Here is a 25,082-nt window from a genome sequence, read left to right as displayed (position 1 = left end):
TAATGACGCAAGCATACTGTATCGGCTGCCCTCGTTCACGGCCCGCTGCTCATTTCCAGGCGAACGTGGCCACGCTCTTCGGCGGCAGCTCGTAGGTGAACGCCCGGTTGCGCAGGCGTACGGCAAAGCGGCGCGGCCCATCGGCCGCGTTGGCGACCAGCAGCGCCAGCGTGCCGTCGGTATTGCGGAAGGCCACCGTGTCCAGGTCCGCATAGCCGCTGCTGGAGAACACGCGGTGCGCACCGGGCCGCACGAAGCGGCTGGCATGGGCCAGTGCGTAGTATTCGACGTTGCGCGTGACCTCGCCGGTGCGCGAATCGATGGTGACGACGCCCCGGCAGTTGTCGCAGCCGCCCAGGTGCGGGCCGCCGTTCTCGTCGAGCGCCAGGTTCCACAGCAGCACACCTTTCGCCCAGCCGCGCGTGGTGCCGATCACCAGCGTGCGCATGAAATACAGCAGGTTGTTCGACCAGCCGGGCGCCCAGCCGCCGCCCGAGCATTCGGTGAACCAGGTTTCCTTGTCCGGCCACGTGTCGTGCAACGCGGCCTGTACGCGCACGTCGCCGCCATAGCAGTGCCAGGCCACGCCGGCCACGTATTTGTTCGCGACGGGGTCGCGCAGCACGGCCGCCGGCGAACCCGGCTCGTTCCAGTTGTGGTCCCAGTCGAGGATGCGCACGCCCGGATCCTCCTTCGCCAGCAGCGGCCCGAGGTGGCCGCCGATGAAGGCCGCGCGCTGTGCCGGATCGACGCGCATGCCGGGATAGTTCTTCGGCTCGAAGTGCGGTTCGTTCTGCAGGGTGAGCGCGAAGATCGGTACGCCTTCGGCCCGGTAGGCGCCGACGTATTTCGACAGGTAGGCGGCGAACGGCGCGAACGCTTCCGGCTTCAGGGTGCCCTGGATGAGGCTGTCGGTACTCTTCATCCAGCCGGGCGCGCTCCATGGCGATGCCATCACCTTCAGTTGCGGGTTGATCGCCAGCGCCGCCTTCGTCACGGGCAGCACGTCCGCGCGGTTCGGATCGATCGAGAAGTGCGCCAGTTCCGGATCGGTCGCGCCGGGCGGCATGTCGTCGAAGCTGTAGTGCGTGCGCGAGAAGTCGGAAGCGCCGATCGTCAGGCGCGTGAACGACAGCCCCAGGCCGGCGGGTGGTGCGCCGAACAGCTCGTTCAGCAGGGCGTCGCGCTGCGGCGCCGTCATCTTTCGCTGGATCAGCCAGGCGGAGGCATCGGTGATCGAGGCGCCAAAACCGGTCATTTCCTGGAAACGGCGGGCGGGGTCGACGTCGATGATGGTGGGTTCATCGCCGGCTGGACTGAACCGCGCGTCCTCCCCGCGCTGCATGAGCCGCGACTGGTCGCCGCTGGTAATCCATGCCTGCACCGTCTGCGCCGCCGCGCCCGCGGCGCAAAGCGCCAGCAGCGGCACTATCAGCACCTTCGGCCAGCGCCGCGAAATCGAACCTGCCATGCCTGTCTCCCTGTGACGCCCCACTTCCCGATTATGGAAACGTTACCATTTTTCGTGGAATCATACAGGAATTCATCGGGCGCCACAAAAGATTTGGCGCCGCCGTCATCGGGACCGGCAGCGCCAACAGGATGCGAAAAAAGTGAAACCTAGTCGACGGCCTTGACCATCTCCTCGATGATCTTCTTGGCATCGCCGAATACCATCATCGTCTTGTCCATGTAGAACAGCTCGTTGTCCAGGCCCGCATAGCCCGACGCCATCGAGCGCTTGTTGACGATGACCGTCTTGGCCTTGTAGGCCTCCAGGATCGGCATGCCGGCGATCGGCGATTTCGGATCCTTGGCGGCGGGGTTGACGACGTCGTTCGCGCCCAGGATCAGCGCCACGTCGGCCTGCGCGAATTCGCCGTTCACGTCCTCCATCTCGAATACCTGGTCGTAGGGCACCTCGGCTTCGGCCAGCAGCACGTTCATGTGGCCCGGCATGCGGCCCGCCACCGGGTGGATCGCATACTTGACGGTGACGCCGTGCTCCGTGAGCTTTTCCACAAGCTCCTTCAGCGCGTGCTGGGCGCGTGCCACGGCCAGGCCGTAGCCGGGCACGATGATCACGGTTTCGGCATTACTCATCAGGAACGCCGCATCGTCGGCCGAACCGGATTTCACCGGCCGCGCGACCTGGGCGCCCCCGGTGGCCGCCGCCGCCGCATCGCCGCCGAAGCCGCCCAGGATCACGTTGAAGAACGACCGGTTCATCGCCTTGCACATGATGTACGACAGGATCGCGCCCGACGACCCCACGAGCGAGCCGGCGATGATCAGCATCGAGTTGTTCAGCGAGAAGCCGATGCCGGCCGCCGCCCAGCCCGAGTAGCTGTTCAGCATGGAGACCACCACCGGCATGTCCGCGCCGCCGATCGGAATGATGATCAGCACGCCCAGCACGAAGGCGATCGCCGTCATCACCACGAAGGGCGTCCAGGCCGGTGCCACCCCGTCGGCGAACACGAACACCAGCCCCAGCGCGACCATCACCAGCGCCAGCACGAGGTTCAGCACATGCTGGCCCGCGAACACCACGGGTGCCCCCTGGAACAGGCGGAACTTGTATTTGCCGGCCAGCTTGCCGAACGCGATGACGGAACCGGAGAACGTGATCGCGCCGACGAACGTGCCGATGAACAGCTCGATACGGTTCCCCAGCGGCAGCGGCTCGCCCGGTGCGGCGATGCCGAACGCCTGCGGTTCCGATACCGCGGCCACGGCGATGCAGACGGCGGCAAGGCCGATCAGCGAGTGCATGGCCGCCACCAGTTCCGGCATCTTCGTCATCTCCACGGTCTTGGCGAGATAGGCGCCGATGGCGCCGCCGACGATCACGCCGAGCGCCACGAGGCCGAAGCCCATGCCGTGGGTACCGGCGCCGTTGGCGGTACTGTCGGCCTGGAGTTTCGCGATCAGCGCGATCGTGGTCAGCACGGCGATCGCCATGCCGGCCATGCCGAACGCGTTGCCGCGCCGCGCGCTGGCCGGCGACGACAGTCCCTTCAGCGCCTGGATGAAGCATACGGAAGCAACGAGGTACAGCATCGTCACCAGGTTCATCGAGATGAAGGCCATCACTTGCCTCCCTCTTTCTTGTCCTTCTTCTTGAACATTTCCAGCATGCGGCGCGTGACGAGGAAGCCGCCGAACACGTTGACGGCGGCCAGCACCACCGCCACGGTACCGGCGACCTGGCCGATCAAGCCGTCGGTCAGCGCGGCCGCCAGCATGGCGCCGACGATGACGATGGCGGAAATGGCGTTGGTGACGGCCATCAGCGGCGTGTGCAGCGCCGGCGTCACGTTCCAGACGACGTGGTAGCCCACATAGATGGCCAGCACGAAGATGATGAGGTTGATGATCGTATGACTCACTTCCACAACGCTCTCCTTGTTTCCATAATGGTGTGACTCACTTCCATGACGTCCCCTTGTTTTTTGCAGCTATTTTCTGAATGCGTCTCCGCCGTGCGCCACGAGCGTGGCCTTGATGATCTCGTCCTCGCGGTCGATGACCAGCCTGTCGTCCTTGTCGAGGATCAGCTTGAGGAAATCGAGCACGTTGCGGGCATACAGCGCCGAGGCATCGGCCGCCACGTGACAGGCGAGGTTCGGTTCGCCGACGATGTGGACGCCGTGCCTGACCACCGTGCGGCCCAGCTCCGACAGCGGGCAGTTGCCGCCCTGCTCCACCGCCAGGTCGACGATCACGGAACCTGGCTTCATGGCCCGCACCGTGTCTTCCGAGATCAGTACCGGCGCCTTGCGGCCCGGGATCAGCGCGGTGGTGATGACGATGTCGGCCTGTTTCGCCCGCTCGTGCACCAGTTCCGCCTGGCGGCGCATCCAGTCCGCAGGCATCGGCCGCGCATAGCCGCCGATGCCCTTGGCGATTTCCTTTTCTTCGTCGGTGAGGAACGGCACGTCGATGAACTTCGCGCCCAGCGACTCGACCTGCTCCTTCACCGGCGGCCGCACATCGGACGCCTCGATCACGGCACCGAGCCGCTTGGCGGTGGCGATCGCCTGCAGACCGGCGACGCCGACACCCATGACCAGCACGCGCGCCGCCTTCACAGTGCCGGCGGCCGTCATCAGCATGGGCATGAAGCGCTGGTAAGTGTTGGCGGCCACCATCACGGCCTTGTAGCCGGCGATGTTGGCCTGCGACGACAGCACGTCCATCGATTGCGCCCGCGTGATGCGGGGCACGGCTTCCAGCGCAAAGGCGGACACTCCGGCCGTGGCCATTGCGGCAATGTTGTCGGTATCGAATGGATTGAGCATGCCGATCAGCACCGTGCCCGCCCTGATCTGCGCACGCTCTCCCGCATCGGGCGCGCGCACCTTCAGCACGATGTCGCTGCCGTAGGCCTCGGCCGCGCCGGCGATCGTGGCGCCCGCGGCGGCATAGGCATCGTCGGGAATGGAGGCGGCCGTTCCGGCGCCGGATTGCACGATCAGCTGGTGCTTGCCCGCGAGTTTCTTGACCGTTTCGGGTGTTGCGGCGACCCGAGTTTCGCCCGGCCGCGTTTCGACCGGTATTCCTATCCTCATGAAACGCCTCCGATGTTATTGATCGATGAGAGTGCGAAACTGACTGCAGGGTTGAATCGAGACTGACTCAACACTAGCACGGAAATCTTGTCGAATAATCTTTTTCATAAGTCAACGTCGGCTTGCTGACAACAAGTGACGCGGGGTGTCACGCGGCAGTCACATGTGTCCGGGCGGAACAGGCTAAAATACCGGCTCTTTCAAGGATGACCTTCATGCCGCGTACCTGGAAACCCAATGTGACCGTTGCCGCCGTCATCGAGCGCGACGGCAAATTCCTGCTGATCGAAGAAGAAACCAGCGACGGCATCCGCCTGAACCAGCCCGCGGGCCACCTGGACCCGCTGGAATCGCTGGAAGAAGCCGTGGTGCGCGAAACGCTGGAGGAAACCGGCTACGACTTCACGCCGACGGCGCTGGTGGGCATGTACATGTCGCGCTACCGCTCGGCGCGCACCGGCGAACTGGTGACTTACCTGCGCTTTGCGTTCTGCGGTGTTCCGGGAGAATTCCACCCGGAGCGCCCGCTGGACGACGGCATCCTGCGCACGATGTGGCTTACGCGCGACGAAATCGCCGCGTGCCGCGAGCGTCACCGCAGCCCGCTGCTGATGACGTGCGTCGACGAATACCTGGCAGGCAAGCGCGCGCCGCTTGAACTGCTGCATACACATGTCTCGGTGTACGAGGAAGTGTGATCAGAACGGATTGATGAAATGAGCAAGAAAAAAGTCGTGATCGGCATGTCCGGCGGCGTGGACTCCTCGGTGTCGGCATGGCTGCTGAAGGAACAGGGCTATGAAGTGGTGGGCCTGTTCATGAAGAACTGGGAAGACGACGACGATTCCGAATACTGTTCCACGCGCCAGGACTGGATCGACGCGGCCAGCGTGGCCGACGTGGTGGGCGTGGATATCGAAGCGGTGAACTTCGCCGCCGAATACAAGGACCGCGTGTTCGCCGAATTCCTGCGCGAATACCAGGCCGGCCGCACGCCGAACCCGGACGTGCTGTGCAACGCCGAGATCAAGTTCAAGGCCTTCCTCGACCATGCGATGGTGCTGGGCGCCGACCTGATCGCCACCGGCCACTATGCGCGCGTGCGCCACAACGCCGCCACCGGCACGCACGAACTGCTCAAGGCCGTCGACCACACGAAGGACCAGAGCTACTTCCTGCACCGCCTGAACCAGGCGCAGTTGTCGAAGACGCTGTTCCCGCTGGGCGAAATCCCGAAGACGGAAGTGCGCAAGATCGCCGAAAAGCTCAAGCTGCCGAATGCCGCGAAAAAGGATTCGACCGGCATCTGCTTCATCGGCGAGCGGCCGTTCCGCGAATTCCTGAACCGCTACCTGTCGTACAAGCCGGGCCCGATGAAGACGCCGGACGGCAAGATCGTCGGCGAACACGTGGGGCTGTCGTTCTACACGCTGGGCCAGCGCAAGGGCATCGGCATCGGCGGCGTGAAGAGCTACCAGAAGGAAGACGGCAGCAGCGACGCGTGGTATGTGGCGCGCAAGGACGTGGCCACGAACACGCTGTGGGTAGTGCAGGGCCACGACCACCCGTGGCTACTGTCGCCGGACCTGGCTGCCGACCAGGCCAGCTGGATCGCCGGCGTGCCGCCCGAGGCCGGCCGCATCGCCGCCAAGACGCGCTACCGCCAGGCCGACGTGGCGTGCGACCTGGCGCCTGCCGGCACCAGCGAATTCGCGCTGTCGTTCATGGACCCGCAGTGGGCCGTGACACCGGGGCAGTCGGCCGTGCTGTACGACGGCGACGTGTGCCTGGGCGGCGGCATCATCGCCGGGCCACGCACCGCTGGTTAAACCTCGGATAGTTGCTCAAAAAATGGGGACGTACCCCATTTTTCGAAACCTCGGATAGTTGCTCAAAAAATGGGGACGTACCCCATTTTTCGAGCAACATTTCCGGCGATCAGGGTTCCGAGGCCCCTGCCGGCGGTTCCTGGCCGTCCGTCCCTTCCTGCGCCTTCTGCTGCCGCTTCACCATCGCGATCACGGTATTGCGGATCGTCTTCAGCACGGTGTCCGCGTTGAACGGTTTGACGATGTAGCCGTTGATGCCCATCGCATGGCCTTTCTGTACGGTGGCGGCGTCGAATTCGCTGGATACCATGAAGATCAGCGCCTTCGGCCATTGCCGGCGCATCGCCTCGACGCCGGGAATGTCCTGCTCCAGCTGGTCGCGGTTGATGCAGACGATCTGCGGGTTGAACTTGATCAGCAGCGCCGTGCCGGCCGCGCAGGTGTGCGCCTGGCCGACGACGTCGTAGCCGCCATCCGTCAGCACCGTATTGAGCAGGCCGCGCGCCACTGCGCTGCCGTCGATGATCACTGCCTTCAGCATCGTTGTTCTTTCCTCATTGCCGCAACCTTCGGGCTATTGCGTCGAAGCGGCGCTTCAACGCTCCCAGGCCAGCATGTTCCAGCTCACGCCCACCGTGACGTCCGTTTTCAGTTCCACCAGCTGACGGGAAAGATACAGCATCTCCCGCTCTTTTCGTAGTGCCTCGCCTACCGTGTCCTTCAGGATGCCGGCGCCGGCCATGATCGCATCCAGCGAGCCGTAGGTACGCAACAGCTTCGCCGCCGTCTTCAGCCCCACCTTGGAAACGCCGGGAATGCTGTCGGTGGCGTCGCCCATCAGCGCCAGCAGGTCGGGCAGCTGGGCGGCCGGCACGCCCCATTTGTTCTCGACCCAGGCGTGGTCGTGCCATTCGCTCTTGAAGTGGTCCCACACGCGGGCGCCATGGGCGATCAGGCAGTGCAGGTCCTTGTCCGTGGTGGCCACGACGGCTTCTCCCCGTTCCTGCTTCAGCCAGCGCATGACGACGGTGCCGATCACGTCGTCCGCTTCCACCTCCGGCAGCGAAACGGGGCGCAGGCCGAACGTTTCCAGCTTCTCGTAAAAGCCCGGCAAGGCCGCGCGCAGCGGTGCCGGCATCGGCGCGCGCGATTCGCGGTAGCCGCCGTACAGCGCGTGGCGCCACGTGGTGCCGCCATAGTCGAAGGCGGGCAGCACGTGCGTGGGTTCATGGCCGTTGATCAGCGTGCGGAAGGAATTGAGCGCATGGCGCAGCGCGATCTCGGCCTTCAGGTCCGAGTCGGGCTCGGGGCTCGCTTCATACACGCGCCGCACGATGTTCAGGCCGTCGATGGCTAGCAGGCGTCCCATGGCAAAAATCCCGATTCTACCGCACGCCCACGGAACCCAGGGAAGCGCTAGCGCAGCAGTTCGTAAGGCCCGCCCTGCTCCAGCGCGCGCGCATAAGCCGGCCGCGCATGGATGCGGTCGAGGAAGGCCGCCAGCTTCGGGTGGCTGGCCGCATCGAGGCCGCCGCGCGACGCGGCCGCTTCCAGCGGGAAGCTCATCTGGATATCGGCCGCGCTGAACGCGTCGCCGGCGAACCAGTCGTGCCGGGCCAGCTCCCCTTCCAGGTAATCGAGGTGCTGGCGGATCTGCGGCAGGATGTAGGTGGCCTTCACCTTCTGCGCGATGCCGCGCGCGATCGGCTTCACGAAGAAGGGCGCCGGTGCCGTTTCCACGCGGTCGAAGATCAGCTTCATCAGCAGCGGCGGCATCATCGAGCCTTCCGCGTAATGCAGGAAATAGGTCCAGCGGCGCTTTTCCGGCGTGCGTGCGGGCGGCCGCAGGCCGATCTGGCGCAGTTCACCTTCATCATAGTGATCCAGCAGGTATTCGATGATCGCGCCGGATTCGGCCACCGTGCAGTCGCCATCGACGATGACGGGCGACTTGCCCAGCGGGTGCACGGCTTTCAGCTCGGGCGGCGCCAGCATCGTGCGCTTGTCGCGCTCGTAGCGCACGACCTGGTACGGCAGGCCCAATTCTTCCAGCAGCCACAGCACGCGCTGCGAACGGGAATTGTTCAGGTGATGGACGGTGATCATGTGGTGCCTTGTGCCCCGGAAGTTGGCGAAAAACGCAGCTTAGCACTCCCTATCGTGACATGGCTGCCACAAATGGCTGGGCATAGCGCTACCAATAATGCGAATGATAACAATTCTCGTTTACATAATTTGCCACAATTGCTAGACTCGACAGTCTTTTACAAAAACTTACACGGACTTGTTGAGAAATGACCCAGATTAAGAGTCGTAAACACCCTACCCGTTTGCAGATGAGCACTGTGCTGGCCACGCTGCTGTTGCCGGCCGCTGCCGTGCACGCCGCCGACCCGCAGGACAAGCAGATGTCCGAAGTCGTTGCCGAGGCTACGAAAGAAAATGATTTCAAGGCGGAACGCGCATCGTCGCCGAAATACACGGAAAAGCTGGTGAACACGCCCCAGACGATCACCGTGATCAAGAAGGAACTGTTCGAGCAGCAGAACGCCACCACGCTGACCGAGGCGCTGCGCAACTCGCCGGGCGTGGGCACGTTCTTCCTGGGGGAAAACGGCAATACCAACACGGGTGACGCGATCTTCCTGCGCGGTTTCGACACGTCCGGCAGCATTCACGTGGATGGCGTGCGCGACATCGGCTCGATCTCGCGCGACGTGTTCAACATCGAACAGATCGACGTGCTGAAGGGCCCGGCCGGTACCGATACGGGCCGCGGCGCGCCAACGGGTTCGGTCAACCTGCAATCGAAGCAGGCCAACCTGGAAAACGCGATCTCGGGTTCGGTCACGGGCGGCAGCGGCAGCCAGAAGCGCGCCACCGCCGACATCAACCGCGTGCTCGACACGGAAAACGGCATCGCCTTCCGCCTGAACGTGATGGCACAGGATTCGGAAAGCGCCTCGCGTGACGTGGTGAAGAACAAGCGCTGGGGCGTGGCGCCGACGGTCGCCTTCGGCCTGGGCGGCAAGACCCGCGCGCACCTGTCCTATCTGCACATCAAGCAGGACAACATTCCCGACGGCGGCGTGCCGACCATCGGCCTGCCAGGCTACACGAGCCCGGACAGCCGCAATGCCAACCCCGCCCTGCGTCGCGAATTCCTGAACAACGCGCCGATGGTCGACCCGCAAGGCTTCTATGGCCACGTGAGCGACCACGACGACGTGAAGGCCGACATGGCCACCGTGCGCATCGACCATGACTTCTCGCCGAACCTGCGGTTGCAGAACACCTCGCGCTACGGCAAGACGAAGCAGGACTACCTGCTGACCGCGTTCATGATGGGGCCTGCCAGCACGAATGCCACCACCGGCGTGGTCACACCCTCCACCCTGATCACGCCGAACCCGGCCGATCCTTCGACATGGCAGCTGCGCCGTAACACCCGCACGTTGAAGGACCAGGAGAACCGCATCATCGCCAACCAGACCGCGGTAACGTGGGACGTGACGACCGGCGCGCTGCAGCATACCGTCGTCGGCGGCCTGGAATTCATCAGCGAGAAGCAGAACACCTATGCCCGCACGGGCGCCGGCACGCTGGATGCAACGTCGCTGTATGCACCGAACGCCAATGTTCCCCTGACCGGCCTGAACAACATCCGCACCGGCGCCGGTGCCCAGGGCAGCACGGATACGCAGGCGCTGTACCTGTTCGATACCGTGAAGATCGGCGACAAGTGGATCGTCAACGGCGGCGTGCGCGTTGACCACTATGACCTCGACTACATCGCCACCACCCTGACCAACAACGTGTTCGTGCCGACCGTGCTGTCCGACAGCGACACGCTGACCACCGGCAAGCTGTCGGTGCTGTACAAGCCGACCGCCAACAGCAGTGTGTACGCCACCATCGCCAACTCGAAGCAGCCGCCGGGCGGCGCATCGTTCAGCCTGTCCACGTCGGCCAGCAGCGCGGCCAACGCGGCGTTCGATCCGCAGGAAACGCTGACCAAGGAAATCGGCACGAAGTGGGACCTGGTCGACCAGAAACTGGCCGTCACCGCCGCCTACTACATCACCGACGTGAAGAACGAAGTCGAGCAGGATGCAACCGACGCGACGCGCTACTACCAGACCGGCAAGAAGCGGGTCGAAGGCATCGAACTGGGCGTGCAGGGCCAGATCACGCCGAACTGGATGGTCAGCGCCGGCTACACGCACATGAAGACCAGCGTGGAAGCGGGTCGCCTGGTCACCGCCGATGGCGAAAACGCCCTGACGTACACGCCGAAGGACGCGTTCACCAGCTGGACCACGTACAGCTTCCCGTTCGGCCTGACGGTCGGCGGCGGCGTGCGCTACAACGGCAAGCTGCTGCGCGGCACCGACGGCGCCGTGGGCACCCCGGCCTACTCGAAGAGCTACTGGGTGGCCGACGCAATGGCCTCCTATGCCCTCACGAAGAACGTCGACCTGCGCCTGAACGTGTACAACCTGGCGGACGAGGAATACGTGGCGGCGATCAACAAGAGCGGCTACCGCTACACGCCGGGCACCCCGCGCTCGGCCAGCCTGACCGCGAACTTCCGCTTCTAAGGCCTGCAAAGAGTTTCATCGCTTTATCCTTCAGACTTCGCGCCACCTTCGGGTGGCGTTTTTTTTCGCTGGTGGACATTGGCGAGATTTCGCGGCCGTTCCCGCTTCTACAATGCTGGTTTCTCGACGGGGAGACCCATGCGCCTGCTGCTGCCACTGGCCCTGATGCCACTTGCTCTGCTGTCCACCACCGCTACCACCGCCACCGCGGCCGACGTGGGCTTGCCGGTCTTGCGCGCCGACCTGCTGCGATGGCAGGAAATCGACCAGGCAGTGCTGAAGGGCGACGCATCGCCAGGCATGGTGGCGGCCGTGCGGCGGCACCACACGGCGGAACTGAAATCGGTGTTCGCCCGGCACGGCTGGCCGACGATCGCGATGGTGGGCAAGGACGCCAGCCAGGCCGCATGGCTGCTGGTGCAGCACGCCGACGAGGATCGCGCCTGGCAGCGCACTGTCCTGCGGGCGATGGAGCCGCTGTTGGCGACCAACGAAGTGGTGCCGCAGAGCTTTGCCTACCTGTCCGACCGGATAGCGGTGGGCGCCGGGGAACCGCAGCGCTATGGCACGCAGGGCCGCTGCGTGGCGCGGCTGCGATGGGAGCCGCACCCATTGCATGCGCCTGGAGAAGTCGATGCGCGGCGGGCCGGCATGAAATTGCCGCCGCTGGCCGATTACCGGGCCATGGCGTCCGAACGCATCTGCGCCGGTTTCGGCGAGCAGAAGCCAGAATGAGAAACCCATTCACCACGAAGGCGCCGTCCATGAAAACGTCCCGCAAGCGTGCCCTGTTTTACCTGGCCGAAGTGGCCCTGATCGCCGTGCTGCTCTTCCTGCCAGTGGACAGCGACCTGCTGCCGCTGACGGCCGGCACCTTGTTCTCGCACCTTGTCTTCAGCATTGCCGGGCTGTTGTTCGAGTGGCGCATCGCCGCCATGGGGCCCGGGTCGGACGGCATTTTCGGCATCTCCAACGACACGATGATCAAGGGCTTGATGGTTGTTGGCGGTGCGGCGATGGCGTCCTGGCCGCTGCTGCAATCGAATGCGGCCTGGATAGGCGGTGTTATCACGCTCGCATGGGGTGTCGAATCGCTGCTGGTGTACCCAAAACAAAACCCGGGGCAAGCCCGGGTTCGTTGACCGCTTCTCGCCAGCCGAAGCGCTGGTGGCGCTTCGACGGTGCGCTCAGCGCTGCACGTTCAGCATGATCACGCGCCGCTTGGCGCTGCCATCTTCCGAGGTGTCGATCGGTGCCGGCGTGGTTTCGCACGAGCCGCAGGAACCGCAGCCGCTGCCGCAGTCCGACTGCACCTTGAACAGCTTCGCCAGCTTGTCCTGGTCGAAGCCTTTCTTCGACAGCGCGTACACCATGCGCTGGCGCAGCGTGGCGGGCAGGAATTTCCGGCACGCCTGCACCAGGGCAGCGATGACGATCAGTGCAACGATGAATTCCTGCCACATGGCGAACTCCTCAAGCGCCCAGGTAATGGGCGATCTGGTAAACGATGAACGAAGCGGCGTAGGCGAGGCCGAACATGTAGCCGGCCATCATCCATGCATAGCGGGCACTGCCCGTTTCGCGCTTGACCACGGACAGCGTGGCCAGGCACTGGGGCGCATACACATACCAGGTGAGCAGCGACAGCGCGGTGGCCATCGACCACGTGCTGGCCAGCAGCGGCGCCAGCGCGGTGGCAACCTCGTCGCCGGTTTCGGACAGCGCATACACGGTGCCCAGCGCGCCCACGGCCACTTCGCGGGCGGCCATGCCGGGTACCAGCGCGATGCAGATCTGCCAGTTGAAGCCGATCGGCGCGAACACGACTTCCAGCGCGCGGCCGATCATGCCCGCCAGGCTGTAGTAGATCGGCGGCTGCGTGGCGCCTTCCGGCGCGCCGGGGAAGCTCGACAGCGCCCACAGCAGGATCGTCAGCGTGAGGATCAGCGTACCCACGCGCAGCAGGAAGATCTTGGCACGCTCCCACAGGCCGATGGCCAGGTTGCGCAGGTTCGGCAGGTGGTAGTTCGGCAGTTCCAGCATCAGCGCATGGCGGCGTTTCGCGCCCATCGTGCGCTTCATGACCCACGCCACGATCATCGCCGAGATGATGCCGGCGAAATACAGCACGAACAGCACCAGGCCCTGCAGGTTGAAGATGCCCCACACTTCGCGGTCGGGGATGAACGCGGCGATCAGCAGCGCATACACGGGCAGGCGCGCCGAGCATGTCATCAGCGGCGCGATCATGATCGTCACCAGCCGGTCGCGCGGGTTCTGGATCGTGCGCGCGGCCATCACGCCGGGAATCGCGCAGGCGAACGACGACAGCAGCGGGATGAACGCGCGGCCCGACAGGCCCACTCCGCCCATCAGGCGATCGAGCAGAAAGGCGGCGCGCGGCAGGTAGCCGCAATCCTCGAGCACGAGGATGAAGAAGAACAGGATCAGGATCTGCGGCAGGAACACGATCACGCCGCCGACGCCGGCGATCACGCCGTCGACCAGCAGGCTGCGCAGCACACCGTCGGCCATCACGCCCTGCACGGCTTCGCCGATGGCGCCGAACGCTCCTTCGATCATGCCCATCGGGGCTTCGGCCCAGCTGAACACGGCCTGGAAGATCAGGAACATCAGCACCGCGAGGATCATGGGGCCGACAACGGGGTGCAGCACCACGTTGTCGATCTTGTCCGTGCCCGTTTCGCTGCCCTGGATATTATTGGTTGCCACCGCGAGGATGCGGCGCACCTCGCGCTGGGTGTCCTCGACCGAAACGGCGTCGATGGCGGCCAGCGGCCGCGCTTTCACGGGCGCCATAGGACCCAGTTCGTCCAGCGCGCGCAGCAGCGATTTTTCGCCACCGCTTTGCACCGCCACCGTTTCCACCACGGTCATGCCCAGTTCGCGGGCCAGCTTGTCGGCATCGACCTCGATGCCGCGCTTGCGGGCCACGTCCACCATGTTCAGGCACAGGATCATCGGCAGGCCGAGGCGCTGCACTTCCAGCGCGAGGCGCAGGTTCAGGCGCAGGTTGGTGGCATCGACCACGCACACCACCAGGTCGGGCGCGGCTTCGCCGGCGCGCAGGCCGGCCACCACGTCGCGCGTGATCTCTTCATCCGGCGTGTGCGCCTTCAGGCTGTAGGCACCCGGCAGGTCCAGCACCTTGAACGCATGCCCGGCGGGCGACGTGAAATGGCCTTCCTTGCGGTCGATTGTCACGCCGGCATAGTTGGCCACTTTCTGGCGCGCGCCCGTCAGGCGGTTGAACAGCGCGGTCTTGCCGCAGTTCGGATTGCCCAGCAAAGCAATCATCGGCGCACGGCTTACGGCCTGCGCCACTTTCTCGGTAACACCCATGCTAGTTAAGACCTCGTTTTATTCAGGCTGGACTGCGACCAGGGCCGCTTCGAAACGGCGCAATGCAAAGGTCGAGTTGCCGACCCGGATCGCCAGCGGCTCGCCGCCGGGCATGCCGCGCTTGAGCATGCGGATTTTTTCGCCGGGCACGAAGCCCAGCTCCATCAGGCGGCGCGCGAGGTCGGCGCCCTCTTCGGTATCGTGCGAATTGCCGGGTGCCACGCGCACCACCGTGCCGCTTTTGCCGACCGCAAGCGTGTCGAGGCTGATGGAGGAGGAAGCAGCTGTCATGACAATTCTCTGGGGGAAATCAACTTGATCATTATAGAGGCAAATGCGAATGGTTTGTATTTGCAGGTATCGCTTGCATTGTACGCAGTGTTGCGGCAGAATAGGAAACGTAATGATAATGATTCTCATTAAGAAAGACTTAAGATTAGCAGCTTTGCCATAAGTCTTCGCGGTGCCCGGGCCATTGCCCGATCAGCCGTTCTTGATGAGCCCGTTTGATGAGTCCGCCTTGGCGCGGCTTCCTGTTTACTAGCCAGAAGGTGTTTCAATGATCGTTTGCGTTTGCAACAACATCTCCGATCGAGAAATCCGTCAAGCCATCGACCTTGGTATCAGCACCATGGACGGGCTGCGCGAGGCACTGGGTGTTTCCACGTGCTGCGGCAATTGCCTGGACTACGCCGTTGAAGTGCTGAACGAACACGTGGCCGCGCCGATCCAGGAAACGGTTCTGAAGCGCCCCACCCTCACTACCTGAGGAAATTCCATGCAAACGCTGCCCGGCCTTTCCCGGCCAGGCGTGTCGCGGCTCGGGCTGGATTCGCTGAGCCTGCCTCGACCTACGTCCAAACCTTCCGCCACGCCCGATGTGGCCAATGAAGCGCCTCTCGAATTCACCCTTGGCAGCGGCCGCAACAAATCCGGCAAGATCGCCCTGATTGTCGGCCTTCACCTGGTTGGCTTCTGGGCCATGCAGAACAGCATGGTGACCGATACCGTCAAGAAGCTGCCGCAGGTGGTCGACGTGACGTTCGTGACGCCACCCGCGCCGCCGGCACCGCCCGCGCCGCCGAAGGTGGTCGAAGTGGCCATCAAGCCGCCGCCCGTGTTCACGCCGGTGATCCCGCAGCTGCCGATCGTCATCGAAAACACGATCACCGTGCCGCCGGCACCGGTCAAGCCTGCCGAGCCCGCGCCCATGGTGGCCGCCGCGCCCGCGCCACCGGCCCCGCCGGTCGCCGCCCCGCCAGCGCCGGCCTCGCCGAAGCTGGTGACGGGTGTCGAATACGTGCGGCAACCGCAGCCTGTCTATCCGTCGATTTCGCGGCGCTTGGGCGAAACGGGTGTCGTCACCCTGCGCGTGCTGGTCAGCGAAAAAGGCACGCCGGAACAGGCGACGGTGCAAAAGACATCCGGCTCCGCGAACCTGGACGAAGCGGGCCGCCAAGCTGCATTGCGCAGCATGTTCAAGCCGTATATGGAAGATGGCAAACCGGTGCCGGTGTATGTGCTGGTGCCGATCAACTTCAAGCTGTCGTAATGCAAAACTGGGGACGTACCCCTGTTTCTAGGAAATATTTACTAGAAACAAGATGACCAGGCACTCCAGTTTCCGATCTTTCTTTAAAACAGGGGTACGTCCCCGGTTTTTCCTCAAAACAGGGGTACGTCCCCAGTTTTAGAGCTGTCGTAAAAAACCCGGGCCTGCCCGGGTTTTTTGCTTCAAAACCGGTGACAGACACCCATTTTTGCGGAACATATGTTGCAAAAAAACTGGTGTCTGTCACCGGTTTTGTCGTTCAGGTTCTTACGTCTCCGCCCACATCCGCAGCAGGTTGTGGTAATGCCCGGTCAGCCCGACGGTGGCCGGGCTGTCGCCGTGGGTGGCGCGCAGGGACTGGATGTTCTGGTCCAGCTCGAACAGCATCGTGCGTTGCCAGTCGTCGCGGACCATGCTTTGCGCCCACAGGAACGAGGCCAGGCGCTCGCCGCGCGTCACCGGTTCCACGCGGTGCACCGTCGTCGACGGATACAGGATCGCATCGCCGGCCGGCAGTTTCACCTCGTGCATGCCATAGGCATCGGTGACGATCAGCTCGCCGCCGTCGTACTCGTCGGGGTCGGACAGGAATACCGTGGTCGACACGTCCGCCCGCAGCGGTGCCCCGCCGGGCGACGCCACGCGGATGGCGCCGTCGATATGGTCGCCGTACGTTTCACCGCCGGCATAGCCATTGAAGTAGGGCGGCAGGATCCGCAACGGCAGTGCCGCGGCGAAGAACAGCGGGTTGGCCGTGAGGGCGCGGGCGACGATGCCGCCCAGCTCCACGGCCAGCGGGGAACCTTCCGCCAGCTGGCGGTTGCGCTTCACTGCCGCCCCCTGCGAGCCGACGCTGGCACGCCCGTCGATCCAGTCCGCCTGCGCGAGGCGGTCACGGAATTGGCGGACTTGCTCAGGCGCCAGCACGCCGGGGATATGCAGTATCACGCGTGGTTCCTCAGTACTTGAAACTGGCGGTCAGCGAGGCGCTGCGGCCGGCCCCAACGCCCGCGTAGTGCGGCGACGAGACCTTGTCGAAGTACAGCTTGTCCGACAGGTTCTGCACGTTCAGCTGCAGGCTGACGTTGTTGTTGACGATGTAGTTCGCCATCGCATCGAAGCGGGTGTAGCCCGGCGCCCACTTGTTGTTGTTGACGTTGGCGTACACCTTCGACATCGAGTTCAGGCCGCCACCCACCGTGAGGTGCGGCAGCACCTTGTACGTGGTCCACAGCGAAGCGCTGTGCTTCGGCGTGGTCGGGAACACGTTGCCGTTGTACGGCGAAGCGGCCCAGATCGGCGCGGCGGCGGTGCCCGTGTTGACGAAGCCGTTGTCGTCGACCTTGCCGTCCAGCCACGTGTAGCCGCCGAACACCTGCCAGGCGTTGGTGATGCTGCCCGAAGCGCCCAGCTCGAAGCCGCGCACGCTCTTCTTACCCACGTTCTGCGTGGTGCCGTCCGGCGCCGTCACGCGGGCGTTGTTCATGTCGCTCTTGAAGATCGCGGCGGACAGCGACAGGCGGCGCGCCAGCACTTCCCACTTGGTGCCCAGCTCGAAGTTGCGGCTTTCCTGCGGCTTCAGGTACTGGATCGCTGCTGTCAGGCCGTCCAGGCCGTCGCCGGCGTCATTGCCCGGTGGCGTGGACGACGTGCCGTACGACAGGTACACGCTGCTGTTCGCGGCCGGCTTGTACACCAGGCCGGCCTGGTAGTTGGTGAACGTGGCATTCGCCTCGGCATGCACGGTCGGGGTGGTGGTGCCGTTCAGCGTGTACTGCGGCGTATCGAGCACGGAGCGGTAATCGTCCCAGCGCACGCCCATGTTCAGCAGCCACTGCGGCGTGAACTCGATGGTGTCGATCGCATACGCGGCGCGGGTGTTGGTACGAATGCCCGATTTTGCCGGCGACAGCGCGCGGTTGTAGGCCCATGGATCGTCCGGGTTCGCGCCCACCAGCGGTGCGCAGTTGTACCCCGTTGCCGCGCCGGACGTGGCGCAGACGGTGTTGTTCGTCAGCAGGTTGTTGGTACCCGGCGTGAACAGATAGGTGCCGCGGTCGGTTTGCTCGCGCGAGAACTCGATGCCGGTGCTGAAGTTGTGCTTCAGGGTGCCGGTGCGCACTTCGCCCGACAGCGCGGTGCTGTTGGCCAGCGTTTCCGTTTCCGTAATGCGCGTGTTGGCGCGGCGCCACACGGTGCCGTACAGGACCACGTTGCCCTTCGAATCGTCCGGCTGCGTCCACACGTAGTCCTGGCTCGTCTTGCCGTAGCGCGTCACGTTGCGCAGCGTGAGGCCGTTGCCGAAGTCGTGCTTGACGTCGACGGTGGCGATATCGGTTTCGGTGTCGCGGAAATCGCGGTTGGTCAGGCCATAGAAGCTGTCGCGCGGCACGGACAGCGGCGTGCCGTTGCCGTTCTTCGCCACATTGGGGCCGGTGCTGAACGGGTTGTTGAACGGGATGCCGGTATCGGGCAGCTCGTTCGATTCCATGTGGTAGTACGACAGGTTGACCTGGGTCGGGCCGGACAGGCCGAAGCCGATCGTGGGCGCGATGCCCCAGCGGTCGCCGCCCACGGGGCCGCGGCCCGGCACGTCGTTTTCATGGCCCATCACCGAGATGCGGAACGCGGAGTCGGCGCCAATCTGGCGGTTGACGTCGGCCGTCACGCGCTTGTAGTTGTCGGTACCGAAGCCCACGGTGCCGTTGTAGAAGTTGTCCAGCTTGGCGGTCTTGCTGACGATGTTGACGCCGCCGCCGGCCGAGGAACGGCCGCCGTACGCGGAGTTCGGGCCCTTGACGACTTCGACCTGCTCGATCGCGAACACTTCGCGCGATTGCGAGCCGCTGTCGCGGATGCCGTCGATATAGGTGTCGGTCTGGGCGTTGTAGCCGCGGATGAACAGGTTGTCGCCCACCGGGTTGCCGCCTTCGGCCGCGCCCATCGTGATGCCGGGTACCGTGCGCAGCGCATCGGCCAGCGACGTGGCGCCGGTCTGTGCGATCACTTCGCTCGGGACGACGGTGACGGATTTCGGGGTGTCGAGCAGCGGCGCCGTGAACTTGTCGGACGCGGAGCGCTGCGGAATCTGGAATTCGTTGTTGGCGGCGCGGCCGGTGACGGTCACTTCCGGCATCTTGTTGTCGCCTTGCTGGGCGATGGGTTCGGCGTTGGCGCCATTGACTTCAGCATGCAGTGCGAGCGGCATCGCCAGCGTGGCGATGGCGGCGAGCGTGGCTGGCGAATGCTTGCGGCTCTTGATGAACGACATGTTTTCCTTGTTGTAGCGTTGGCATAAAACGTGAATGATAATAGTTTTCATTTGCTTTCGCAACGCCATTACACCATTTTGACCACGAACGCAAGGGGTTTGCCTTGGGATTGCGCGGTATCTGTGGCAAAATGCCACGATCGACAAACATCAAGAAAAGGCTTTCCCATGAAGGGCGATAAAGACGTCATCCGTTTGCTGAACGCACAGCTGACGAACGAGCTCACCGCGATCAACCAGTACTTCCTGCACGCGCGGATGTACAAGCACTGGGGCCTGGCCAAGCTGGCGAAAAAGGAATACGAGGAATCGATCGGCGAAATGAAGCACGCCGACAAGCTGATCGACCGCATCCTGATGCTGGACGGCCTGCCGAACCTGCAGGCGCTGCACAAGCTGCTGATCGGTGAAAACACCCAGGAAATGCTGGAAGCCGACCTGAAACTGGAGCGCGGCGCCCACGTGACCGTGGTGGAAGGCATCGCCCAGGCGGAAAAAGTGGGCGACTACGTGTCGCGCGACCTGCTGCTGACGATCCTGGAAGACACCGAGGAGCACATCGACTTCCTGGAAACGCAGCTGGACCTGATCGGCAAGGTCGGCATCCAGAACTACCTGCAGACACAGATGGCGCCGGCGGACGAGGCACACTGACAAGGTTGCGATGCCAGGCATTGCCTGGCATCGGTTCGCGGCATCAGTTAGTCGTATCAGTTCTCGGCATCAGTTCTCGGCATCAGTTCTCGGCATCAGTTCACCGTCTCGGTTCGCCGTCTCGGTTCGCCGTCTCGTTCGCGATACCGGTTCAATGCATCAGGCGCCGCCTGGCGCCTCTTCGCCCGCCCACTGGCCCAGCCAGCGGGCATAGCACGACAAATCCTGCGGCACCGCGCCCGCATGCCCGCAGGAAGCCGCCGCGAACGCATTCGCGCGCGCCAGTGTCCGTTCCATCGTCCAGCCGCGCAGCCGGCCCAGCAGGAACACGGCATTGAACGCATCCCCCGCTCCCACCGAATCGACGAAGCATTCGCTGCTGCCCGTGCCGTGATCGGCCAGGTGCGCGCCATCGGCCGACAGGTACAGCGCACCGCGCGCGCCCATCGTGACCACCAGCGCGGACAGCGAAAAATTGTGCATCATCGCCCGGCATTCGGTATCGACCGAGATGCACTCCATATTCACCGTGTCCGGGCACGTGTGGCAGTACCACTTGAACAGCTGCTGCAATTCCTCTTCGTTGACTTTCACGATGTCGGCCTGCTGCAGCGAGTCGAACACGATGGTTTCGTCCACGTGGCCGGCGCGCAGGTTCAGGTCGAGGAAGCGCACGGCTTCCGTCTGCTCGAGCAGGCCATGCAGGGCAGCCCGCGACACCGGGTCGCGCTGCGCCAGCGTGCCGAAGCAGAAGATGCCGGGGCGGGCGGCCTGCACGGCGGCCAGTGCGGCGGCGCCGTCGATATGGTCGTAGGCCTGGTCGGGCACGATGGTGAAGCGGTGGCTGCCGTCGGCGCCCACTTCCACGTGCACGCTGCCGGTGGCCTCGCCGGCGCCCGTTTGCAGGCCCGCGCCGGACATGCCGAAGCGCGTGAATTCACTGCGCACCAGCGCGCCGTTGTCGTCAAGCCCGATGCGGGTGACCATCGTGACGGGAAGGCCGAAACCGGCGAGGTGCCGGGCCAGGTTGAACGGCGCGCCGCCAACGACCCGCTGGGTGCTGAAATCGTCCACCAGTGCTTCGCCGAAAATCGCTACAGGTTGATCCATGGCCGCCCCGCTCTATCGTGACGCCACAGTGTAGCGCAATGCATGGCGGGCCGACGCGCGCGCGGATGGGCGCATGGATGGATGAGCGACGCCTTCAGGCCTGGGGTTGCGTATCCCGGAAGGAGGGCCGTTCGTGGAGCTTGCTGGCGAGCCGGTCCAGGTTCGGATGCTTGCCGCGCCAGTCGATCTCGGGAAAGCGGAAACCGAGCCAGCCCAGCGTGCAGCCCACGGCCACGTCCGCCAGCGAGTAGTGGTTGCCGGCGCACCAGGGCGTGTCGGCCAGCCGCTCGGACAGCAATGCCAGGCCGCGCGTGAGCTTCGTCATCTGGCGCTCGATCGCCGCCTCGCTTTGCAGTTCGGCCGGACGCTGCGTGCGCTCGGCACGCACGGCCGCGCCGGCATCGGTCACGCCATCGGCCAGCGCTTCCCAGTTCTTCACGTCCGCCCGCTCGCGGCCGTTCGGCGGCAGCAGCTTGCACACCGGCGTGAGCGTATCGAGGTATTCCACGATCACGCGCGAGTCGTACATCACGTAGCCGTCTTCCATGACCAGGCAGGGCACCTTGCCGAGCGGGTTGACCAGGTGGATGCCGGTATCCGCAGCCCAGACGTTCTCGAGCTGCATCTGGTAATCGAGCTTTTTTTCCGCAAGCACGACGCGCACCTTGCGCACATAGGGACTGGCGAGCGAACCGATCAGTTTCATGGCAGGCACCGGGGTGGGAGTGTGGCCCAGTATAGCATCGGGCCCCGCGGCCCTGTGGCCATTCGGCGGCCAGCCCGGTGGTCAAAAAAACGGCACGGCAATGGTAAAATCGCTCTTTTTCCTGCCTCCCTCTTCACCATGACCACTCCATATTCCACGTTGTCGGCCCTTTCCCCGCTGGATGGCCGCTACGCGTCCAAGACCGACAAGCTGCGCCCCATCCTGTCCGAAGCAGGCTTCATGCACCACCGCGTGAAGGTCGAGATCGCGTGGCTGCAGGCGCTGTCGCAGGCCGGCTTTGCCGAGATCAAGCCATTCCCGGCCAGCGCCACGGCGCTGCTGGACAAGCTGGCCGCCGACTTCTCGGAAGCCGATGCCGCGCGCATCAAGGAAATCGAAGCCGTCACGAACCATGACGTGAAGGCTGTCGAATACTGGCTGAAGGAACAGGTGAAGGATGTGCCGGAACTGGTGGCCGCTTCCGAATTCATCCACTTCGCCTGCACGTCCGAAGACATCAACAACACGTCGCACGGCATGATGCTCAAGGCCGCGCGCGATGGCGTGATGGTGCCGGCGCTGAACGGCCTGGTGGCGAAGCTGAAGGACATCGCCCATGTCAACGCCGAGCTGCCGATGCTGTCGCGCACGCACGGCCAGACCGCCAGCCCGACCACGCTGGGCAAGGAATTCGCCAACGTGATCGCGCGCCTGGAACGTGCCGTGGTGCGCATCGCCAATGTGGAAATCCTGGGCAAGATGAACGGCGCCGTGGGCAACTACAACGCGCACCTGTCGGCCTACCCGTCGTTCGACTGGCCGGCCTTCTCGAAGAACGTGATCGAGCAGCGCCTGGGCCTGACGTTCAACCCGTACACGATCCAGATCGAGCCGCACGACTACATGGCCGAGCTGTTCGACGCCTTTGCGCGCGCCAACACGATCCTGCTGGACCTGAACCGCGATATCTGGACCTACGTATCGCTGGGCTACTTCAAGCAGAAGCTGAAGGCCGGCGAGATCGGTTCGTCGACGATGCCGCACAAGGTCAACCCGATCGACTTCGAGAATTCGGAAGGCAACCTGGGCCTGGCCAATGCCGTGCTGAAGCACCTGTCCGAAAAGCTGCCGGTCTCGCGCATGCAGCGCGACCTGACCGACTCCACCGTGCTGCGCAATATCGGCGTGGGCCTGGGCTACACGCTGCTGGCCTATGACAGCTGCCTGCGCGGCCTGAACAAGCTGGAAGTGAACCCGGCGCGCCTGGCGGCCGACCTGGACGCCAGCTGGGAAGTGCTGGCCGAGCCGGTGCAGACGGTGATGCGCCGCTACGGCATCGAGAACCCGTACGAGCAGCTGAAGGAACTCACGCGCGGCAAGGGCATCACGAAGGAAGCGCTGCAGGAATTCATCGGCAAGCTGGCCGTTCCCCAGGAAGCGAAAGACCTGCTGCTGGCGATGACCCCGGCAAACTACACCGGCATCGCGGCACAGCTGGCCAAGGCGATCTAAGAGGCTCCTGTCCTTTTAAGTATCCTCTCACCATAGGCCCCTATGACGGCAGCTCCTTATCCTGTAGGGTAAGGGCTGCCGTTTCTGCATCTGCCAGCAGAGTCTTTGTTTCTTTGCTACAGTGACGGATTGTTAGTCCTAACACGTACTAAACATACTAAAAAAACAGGGGTGCTCCGGATGGAACGCTATACGAAAACCGCGATGGTGCTGCACTGGCTGATCGCGCTGCTGATCATCGCGGCCTTCACGATGGGGCTGGTGATGGTCGATATTCCCGGCTTCACGCCCACCAAGCTGAAGTACTTTTCCTGGCACAAGTGGCTGGGCGTGACCGTGCTGGCGCTGGCCGCGCTGCGCCTGCTGTGGCGCCACCGGAACCGGCCGCCGGTCCATGCTGCCGGCATGGCGCCATGGCAGACCCGGGCCGCGGACGTGACGCACGTGCTGCTGTATATCCTGATGTTTGCCGTGCCGCTGTCCGGCTACCTGTACACGACGGCATCCGGCGTGCCTGTCGTCTACCTGGGGCTGTGGCAGATTCCTGCCGTGTTCGAGGCCGATACGGCGCTGAAAGCCGCGCTGAAGCCCGTCCACTACTGGCTGAACATGGCGCTTGCCGCCCTGGTGGCGATGCACGTCGCCGCCGCGCTGAAACACCACTTCGTCGATCGGGACGATGTCCTGAAACGCATGCTTCCTTAACTTACGAGAGCCCCGTCCATGAAAACGCATTTGAAATACGCCCTGCTTGCCTCCCTCGCCGGCCTGTCGCTGGCGGCCGGCGCCGCCGTGCTGAAGACCGATCCCGCCAAAACTTCCGTGTCGGCCACGTTCAAGCAGATGAACGTGCCGGTCGAATCGAAGTTCAAGAAACACAGCGTGATGATCGACTACGACGTCGCGAAACCCGATGCCTCGAAAGCCACGGTGGAAGTGGAAACGGCCAGCCTGGACATGGGCGACCCCGAGTACAACAAGGAAGTGGCGAAGAAGGAGTGGTTCAACTCCGCCCAGTTCCCGAAAGCCACCTTCGTCTCCACCGCGATCAAGAGCGCCGGCGCGGGCAAGCTGAGTGTCACCGGCAAGCTGACCATCAAGGGCAAGGCTGCCGACGTCACCTTCCCCGTTACCGTGAAGACGGAAGGCGGCAAGCAGGTGTTCGACGGCGCGGTGCCGATCAAGCGCCTGACCTACAACATCGGCGAAGGCGAGTGGAAGGACACGAGCATGGTGGCCGATGAAGTGACGATCAAGTTCCACGTCGTATCCCAATGACCTTTGCCGCATTTTTCCAACTGACGGAGACCGCATGAAAACCACGCTGTTCGCTGCACTGCTCGCCATGGCTGGCCTGGCCAACGCCGCCACCTACAACATCGACCCGAGCCACACGTATCCCAGCTTCGAGGCCGACCACAAGGGCCTGTCGCTGTGGCGCGGCAAGTTCAACAACACGAAAGGCACGATCACGATGGACCGCGCCGCCAAGACCGGCAGCATGGACATCACGATCGACACGACGTCGATCGACTTCGGCCACGAGAAGATGAACTCGCATGCGAAGTCGCCGGACATCTTCAATGTCGAAAAATTCCCGACCGCCACCTACAAGGGCAAGTCGTTCAAGTTCAATGGCGACCAGCTGGCCAGCGTGGACGGCGAACTGACGCTGAACGGCGTGACGAAACCCGTGGAGCTGAAGGTGGACCGCTTCAAGTGCGTGCAGGATGCGCGCCTGAAACGCGAAGTGTGCGGCGCCAACGCCACCGCCGAATTCAAGCGCACTGACTTCGGCATCAATTTCGGCACCCCGAACTTCGCCCCGGAAGTGAAGCTGGCCATCCAGGTCGAGGCAATCGCGGCCGAGTAATCCCTGCCCGCGTCCCATGCCAGCCCCGCCGCGTGCG

General features: G+C 64.0%; 26 protein-coding genes. 12 read left to right on the top strand and 14 right to left on the bottom strand.

Annotation, left to right across the window (positions count from 1 at the left end):
- Nucleotides 1-49 precede the first annotated feature (49 nt).
- From ACY65G_RS09740 to ACY65G_RS09725, 4 genes are all read right to left on the bottom strand, one after another.
- A complete protein-coding gene (locus tag ACY65G_RS09740) occupies nt 50-1,471 on the bottom strand; it encodes a glycoside hydrolase family 30 protein (protein ID WP_464997166.1) in 1,422 nt (473 codons plus the stop codon).
- A 149-nt stretch (nt 1,472-1,620) separates the two neighbouring features.
- Nucleotides 1,621-3,093: an NAD(P)(+) transhydrogenase (Re/Si-specific) subunit beta gene (locus ACY65G_RS09735; RefSeq protein ID WP_464997165.1), complete on the bottom strand. Its 1,473-nt coding sequence runs from the start codon at nt 3,091-3,093 to the stop codon at nt 1,621-1,623.
- A complete protein-coding gene (locus tag ACY65G_RS09730) occupies nt 3,093-3,398 on the bottom strand; it encodes a proton-translocating transhydrogenase family protein (protein WP_464997164.1) in 306 nt (101 codons plus the stop codon). The genes ACY65G_RS09735 and ACY65G_RS09730 overlap by 1 nt, the downstream gene beginning before the upstream one ends.
- A 63-nt stretch (nt 3,399-3,461) precedes the next feature.
- On the bottom strand, nt 3,462-4,574 hold the full coding sequence (locus ACY65G_RS09725; protein ID WP_464997163.1) for a Re/Si-specific NAD(P)(+) transhydrogenase subunit alpha: 1,113 nt from the start codon (nt 4,572-4,574) through the stop codon (nt 3,462-3,464).
- 215 nt (nt 4,575-4,789) lie between these two features.
- Here ACY65G_RS09725 and ACY65G_RS09720 point away from each other — a divergent pair, with 215 nt between their 5' ends.
- Nucleotides 4,790-5,272, top strand: coding sequence for an NUDIX hydrolase (locus ACY65G_RS09720; RefSeq protein WP_130187271.1), 483 nt, complete (start codon nt 4,790-4,792; stop codon nt 5,270-5,272).
- 18 nt (nt 5,273-5,290) lie between these two features.
- Entirely contained in the window at nt 5,291-6,403 is a 1,113-nt protein-coding gene (mnmA, locus tag ACY65G_RS09715) for a tRNA 2-thiouridine(34) synthase MnmA (protein WP_464997162.1), read from the top strand.
- A gap of 109 nt (nt 6,404-6,512) precedes the next feature.
- Here the strand turns inward: mnmA and ACY65G_RS09710 are convergent, their stop codons facing one another.
- The 3 genes from ACY65G_RS09710 to ACY65G_RS09700 are packed head-to-tail and all read right to left on the bottom strand — an operon-like array spanning nt 6,513 to nt 8,509.
- The gene (locus ACY65G_RS09710) at nt 6,513-6,944 is read right to left on the bottom strand and encodes a response regulator (RefSeq protein ID WP_464997161.1); all 432 of its coding nucleotides are present in this window, start codon (nt 6,942-6,944) and stop codon (nt 6,513-6,515) included.
- Between the two features lie 54 nt (nt 6,945-6,998).
- Nucleotides 6,999-7,772 (bottom strand): 5'-3' exonuclease, encoded by a 774-nt coding sequence (locus ACY65G_RS09705; RefSeq protein ID WP_464997160.1) that lies wholly within the window; start codon nt 7,770-7,772, stop codon nt 6,999-7,001.
- A gap of 47 nt (nt 7,773-7,819) precedes the next feature.
- Nucleotides 7,820-8,509: a glutathione S-transferase family protein gene (locus ACY65G_RS09700; RefSeq protein WP_464997159.1), complete on the bottom strand. Its 690-nt coding sequence runs from the start codon at nt 8,507-8,509 to the stop codon at nt 7,820-7,822.
- A 188-nt stretch (nt 8,510-8,697) separates the two neighbouring features.
- Here ACY65G_RS09700 and ACY65G_RS09695 point away from each other — a divergent pair, with 188 nt between their 5' ends.
- The 3 genes from ACY65G_RS09695 (at nt 8,698) to ACY65G_RS09685 (ending at nt 12,146) form a co-directional block, all read left to right on the top strand.
- Complete coding sequence (locus ACY65G_RS09695; RefSeq protein WP_464997158.1) at nt 8,698-11,004, top strand: catecholate siderophore receptor Fiu; 2,307 nt, start codon at nt 8,698-8,700, stop codon at nt 11,002-11,004.
- A gap of 138 nt (nt 11,005-11,142) precedes the next feature.
- The gene (locus tag ACY65G_RS09690; RefSeq protein WP_464997157.1) at nt 11,143-11,739 is read left to right on the top strand and encodes a DUF6624 domain-containing protein; all 597 of its coding nucleotides are present in this window, start codon (nt 11,143-11,145) and stop codon (nt 11,737-11,739) included.
- 29 nt (nt 11,740-11,768) lie between these two features.
- Complete coding sequence (locus tag ACY65G_RS09685) at nt 11,769-12,146, top strand: hypothetical protein (RefSeq protein WP_464997156.1); 378 nt, start codon at nt 11,769-11,771, stop codon at nt 12,144-12,146.
- A 45-nt stretch (nt 12,147-12,191) separates the two neighbouring features.
- On the opposite strand, the gene ACY65G_RS09680 is transcribed toward ACY65G_RS09685, so the two are convergent.
- From ACY65G_RS09680 to ACY65G_RS09670, 3 genes are read right to left on the bottom strand one after another with little or no spacing between them, the layout of a single operon-like run.
- Complete coding sequence (locus ACY65G_RS09680) at nt 12,192-12,467, bottom strand: DUF6587 family protein (RefSeq protein WP_464997155.1); 276 nt, start codon at nt 12,465-12,467, stop codon at nt 12,192-12,194.
- Nucleotides 12,468-12,477: 10 nt separating this feature from the next.
- The gene (gene feoB / locus ACY65G_RS09675; protein ID WP_464997154.1) at nt 12,478-14,367 is read right to left on the bottom strand and encodes a ferrous iron transporter B; all 1,890 of its coding nucleotides are present in this window, start codon (nt 14,365-14,367) and stop codon (nt 12,478-12,480) included.
- An 18-nt stretch (nt 14,368-14,385) separates the two neighbouring features.
- Nucleotides 14,386-14,658 carry a FeoA family protein gene (locus ACY65G_RS09670; RefSeq protein WP_464997153.1) on the bottom strand — a complete coding sequence of 91 codons (273 nt, stop codon included), beginning with the start codon at nt 14,656-14,658 and terminating at the stop codon, nt 14,386-14,388.
- Nucleotides 14,659-14,926: 268 nt separating this feature from the next.
- Here ACY65G_RS09670 and ACY65G_RS09665 point away from each other — a divergent pair, with 268 nt between their 5' ends.
- Both ACY65G_RS09665 and ACY65G_RS09660 read left to right on the top strand, forming a co-directional pair.
- Nucleotides 14,927-15,136, top strand: coding sequence for a (2Fe-2S)-binding protein (locus ACY65G_RS09665; RefSeq protein ID WP_137314988.1), 210 nt, complete (start codon nt 14,927-14,929; stop codon nt 15,134-15,136).
- A 9-nt stretch (nt 15,137-15,145) separates the two neighbouring features.
- Nucleotides 15,146-15,919 (top strand): energy transducer TonB, encoded by a 774-nt coding sequence (locus tag ACY65G_RS09660; RefSeq protein ID WP_464997152.1) that lies wholly within the window; start codon nt 15,146-15,148, stop codon nt 15,917-15,919.
- A gap of 267 nt (nt 15,920-16,186) precedes the next feature.
- Here the strand turns inward: ACY65G_RS09660 and ACY65G_RS09655 are convergent, their stop codons facing one another.
- A complete protein-coding gene (locus ACY65G_RS09655) occupies nt 16,187-16,867 on the bottom strand; it encodes a Fe2+-dependent dioxygenase (protein WP_464997151.1) in 681 nt (226 codons plus the stop codon).
- Between the two features lie 10 nt (nt 16,868-16,877).
- Nucleotides 16,878-19,190, bottom strand: a complete 2,313-nt coding sequence (locus ACY65G_RS09650; RefSeq protein ID WP_464997150.1) for a TonB-dependent receptor — start codon at nt 19,188-19,190, stop codon at nt 16,878-16,880.
- A gap of 168 nt (nt 19,191-19,358) precedes the next feature.
- Between ACY65G_RS09650 and bfr the strand changes: the two genes are divergently transcribed.
- Nucleotides 19,359-19,844: a bacterioferritin gene (gene bfr / locus ACY65G_RS09645; protein ID WP_130187258.1), complete on the top strand. Its 486-nt coding sequence runs from the start codon at nt 19,359-19,361 to the stop codon at nt 19,842-19,844.
- A gap of 159 nt (nt 19,845-20,003) precedes the next feature.
- Here the strand turns inward: bfr and ACY65G_RS09640 are convergent, their stop codons facing one another.
- Both ACY65G_RS09640 and ACY65G_RS09635 read right to left on the bottom strand, forming a co-directional pair.
- Nucleotides 20,004-20,954, bottom strand: coding sequence for a PfkB family carbohydrate kinase (locus ACY65G_RS09640; protein ID WP_464997149.1), 951 nt, complete (start codon nt 20,952-20,954; stop codon nt 20,004-20,006).
- 94 nt (nt 20,955-21,048) lie between these two features.
- Nucleotides 21,049-21,660, bottom strand: coding sequence for a glutathione S-transferase N-terminal domain-containing protein (locus ACY65G_RS09635; RefSeq protein ID WP_464997148.1), 612 nt, complete (start codon nt 21,658-21,660; stop codon nt 21,049-21,051).
- Nucleotides 21,661-21,798: 138 nt separating this feature from the next.
- Between ACY65G_RS09635 and purB the strand changes: the two genes are divergently transcribed.
- From purB to ACY65G_RS09615, 4 genes are all read left to right on the top strand, one after another.
- The gene (gene purB, locus ACY65G_RS09630; RefSeq protein WP_464997147.1) at nt 21,799-23,172 is read left to right on the top strand and encodes an adenylosuccinate lyase; all 1,374 of its coding nucleotides are present in this window, start codon (nt 21,799-21,801) and stop codon (nt 23,170-23,172) included.
- A gap of 180 nt (nt 23,173-23,352) precedes the next feature.
- Entirely contained in the window at nt 23,353-23,877 is a 525-nt protein-coding gene (locus ACY65G_RS09625) for a cytochrome b (RefSeq protein ID WP_464997146.1), read from the top strand.
- An 18-nt stretch (nt 23,878-23,895) separates the two neighbouring features.
- Nucleotides 23,896-24,450: a YceI family protein gene (locus tag ACY65G_RS09620; RefSeq protein ID WP_464997145.1), complete on the top strand. Its 555-nt coding sequence runs from the start codon at nt 23,896-23,898 to the stop codon at nt 24,448-24,450.
- 34 nt (nt 24,451-24,484) lie between these two features.
- On the top strand, nt 24,485-25,045 hold the full coding sequence (locus ACY65G_RS09615; protein WP_464997144.1) for a YceI family protein: 561 nt from the start codon (nt 24,485-24,487) through the stop codon (nt 25,043-25,045).
- Nucleotides 25,046-25,082: the final 37 nt, after the last annotated feature.

It is taken from the genome of Pseudoduganella sp. jia 12, from assembly GCF_055502675.1.
Note: the sequence above shows the minus strand (reverse complement) of the source record. Positions and strands in the feature narration are given on the sequence as shown.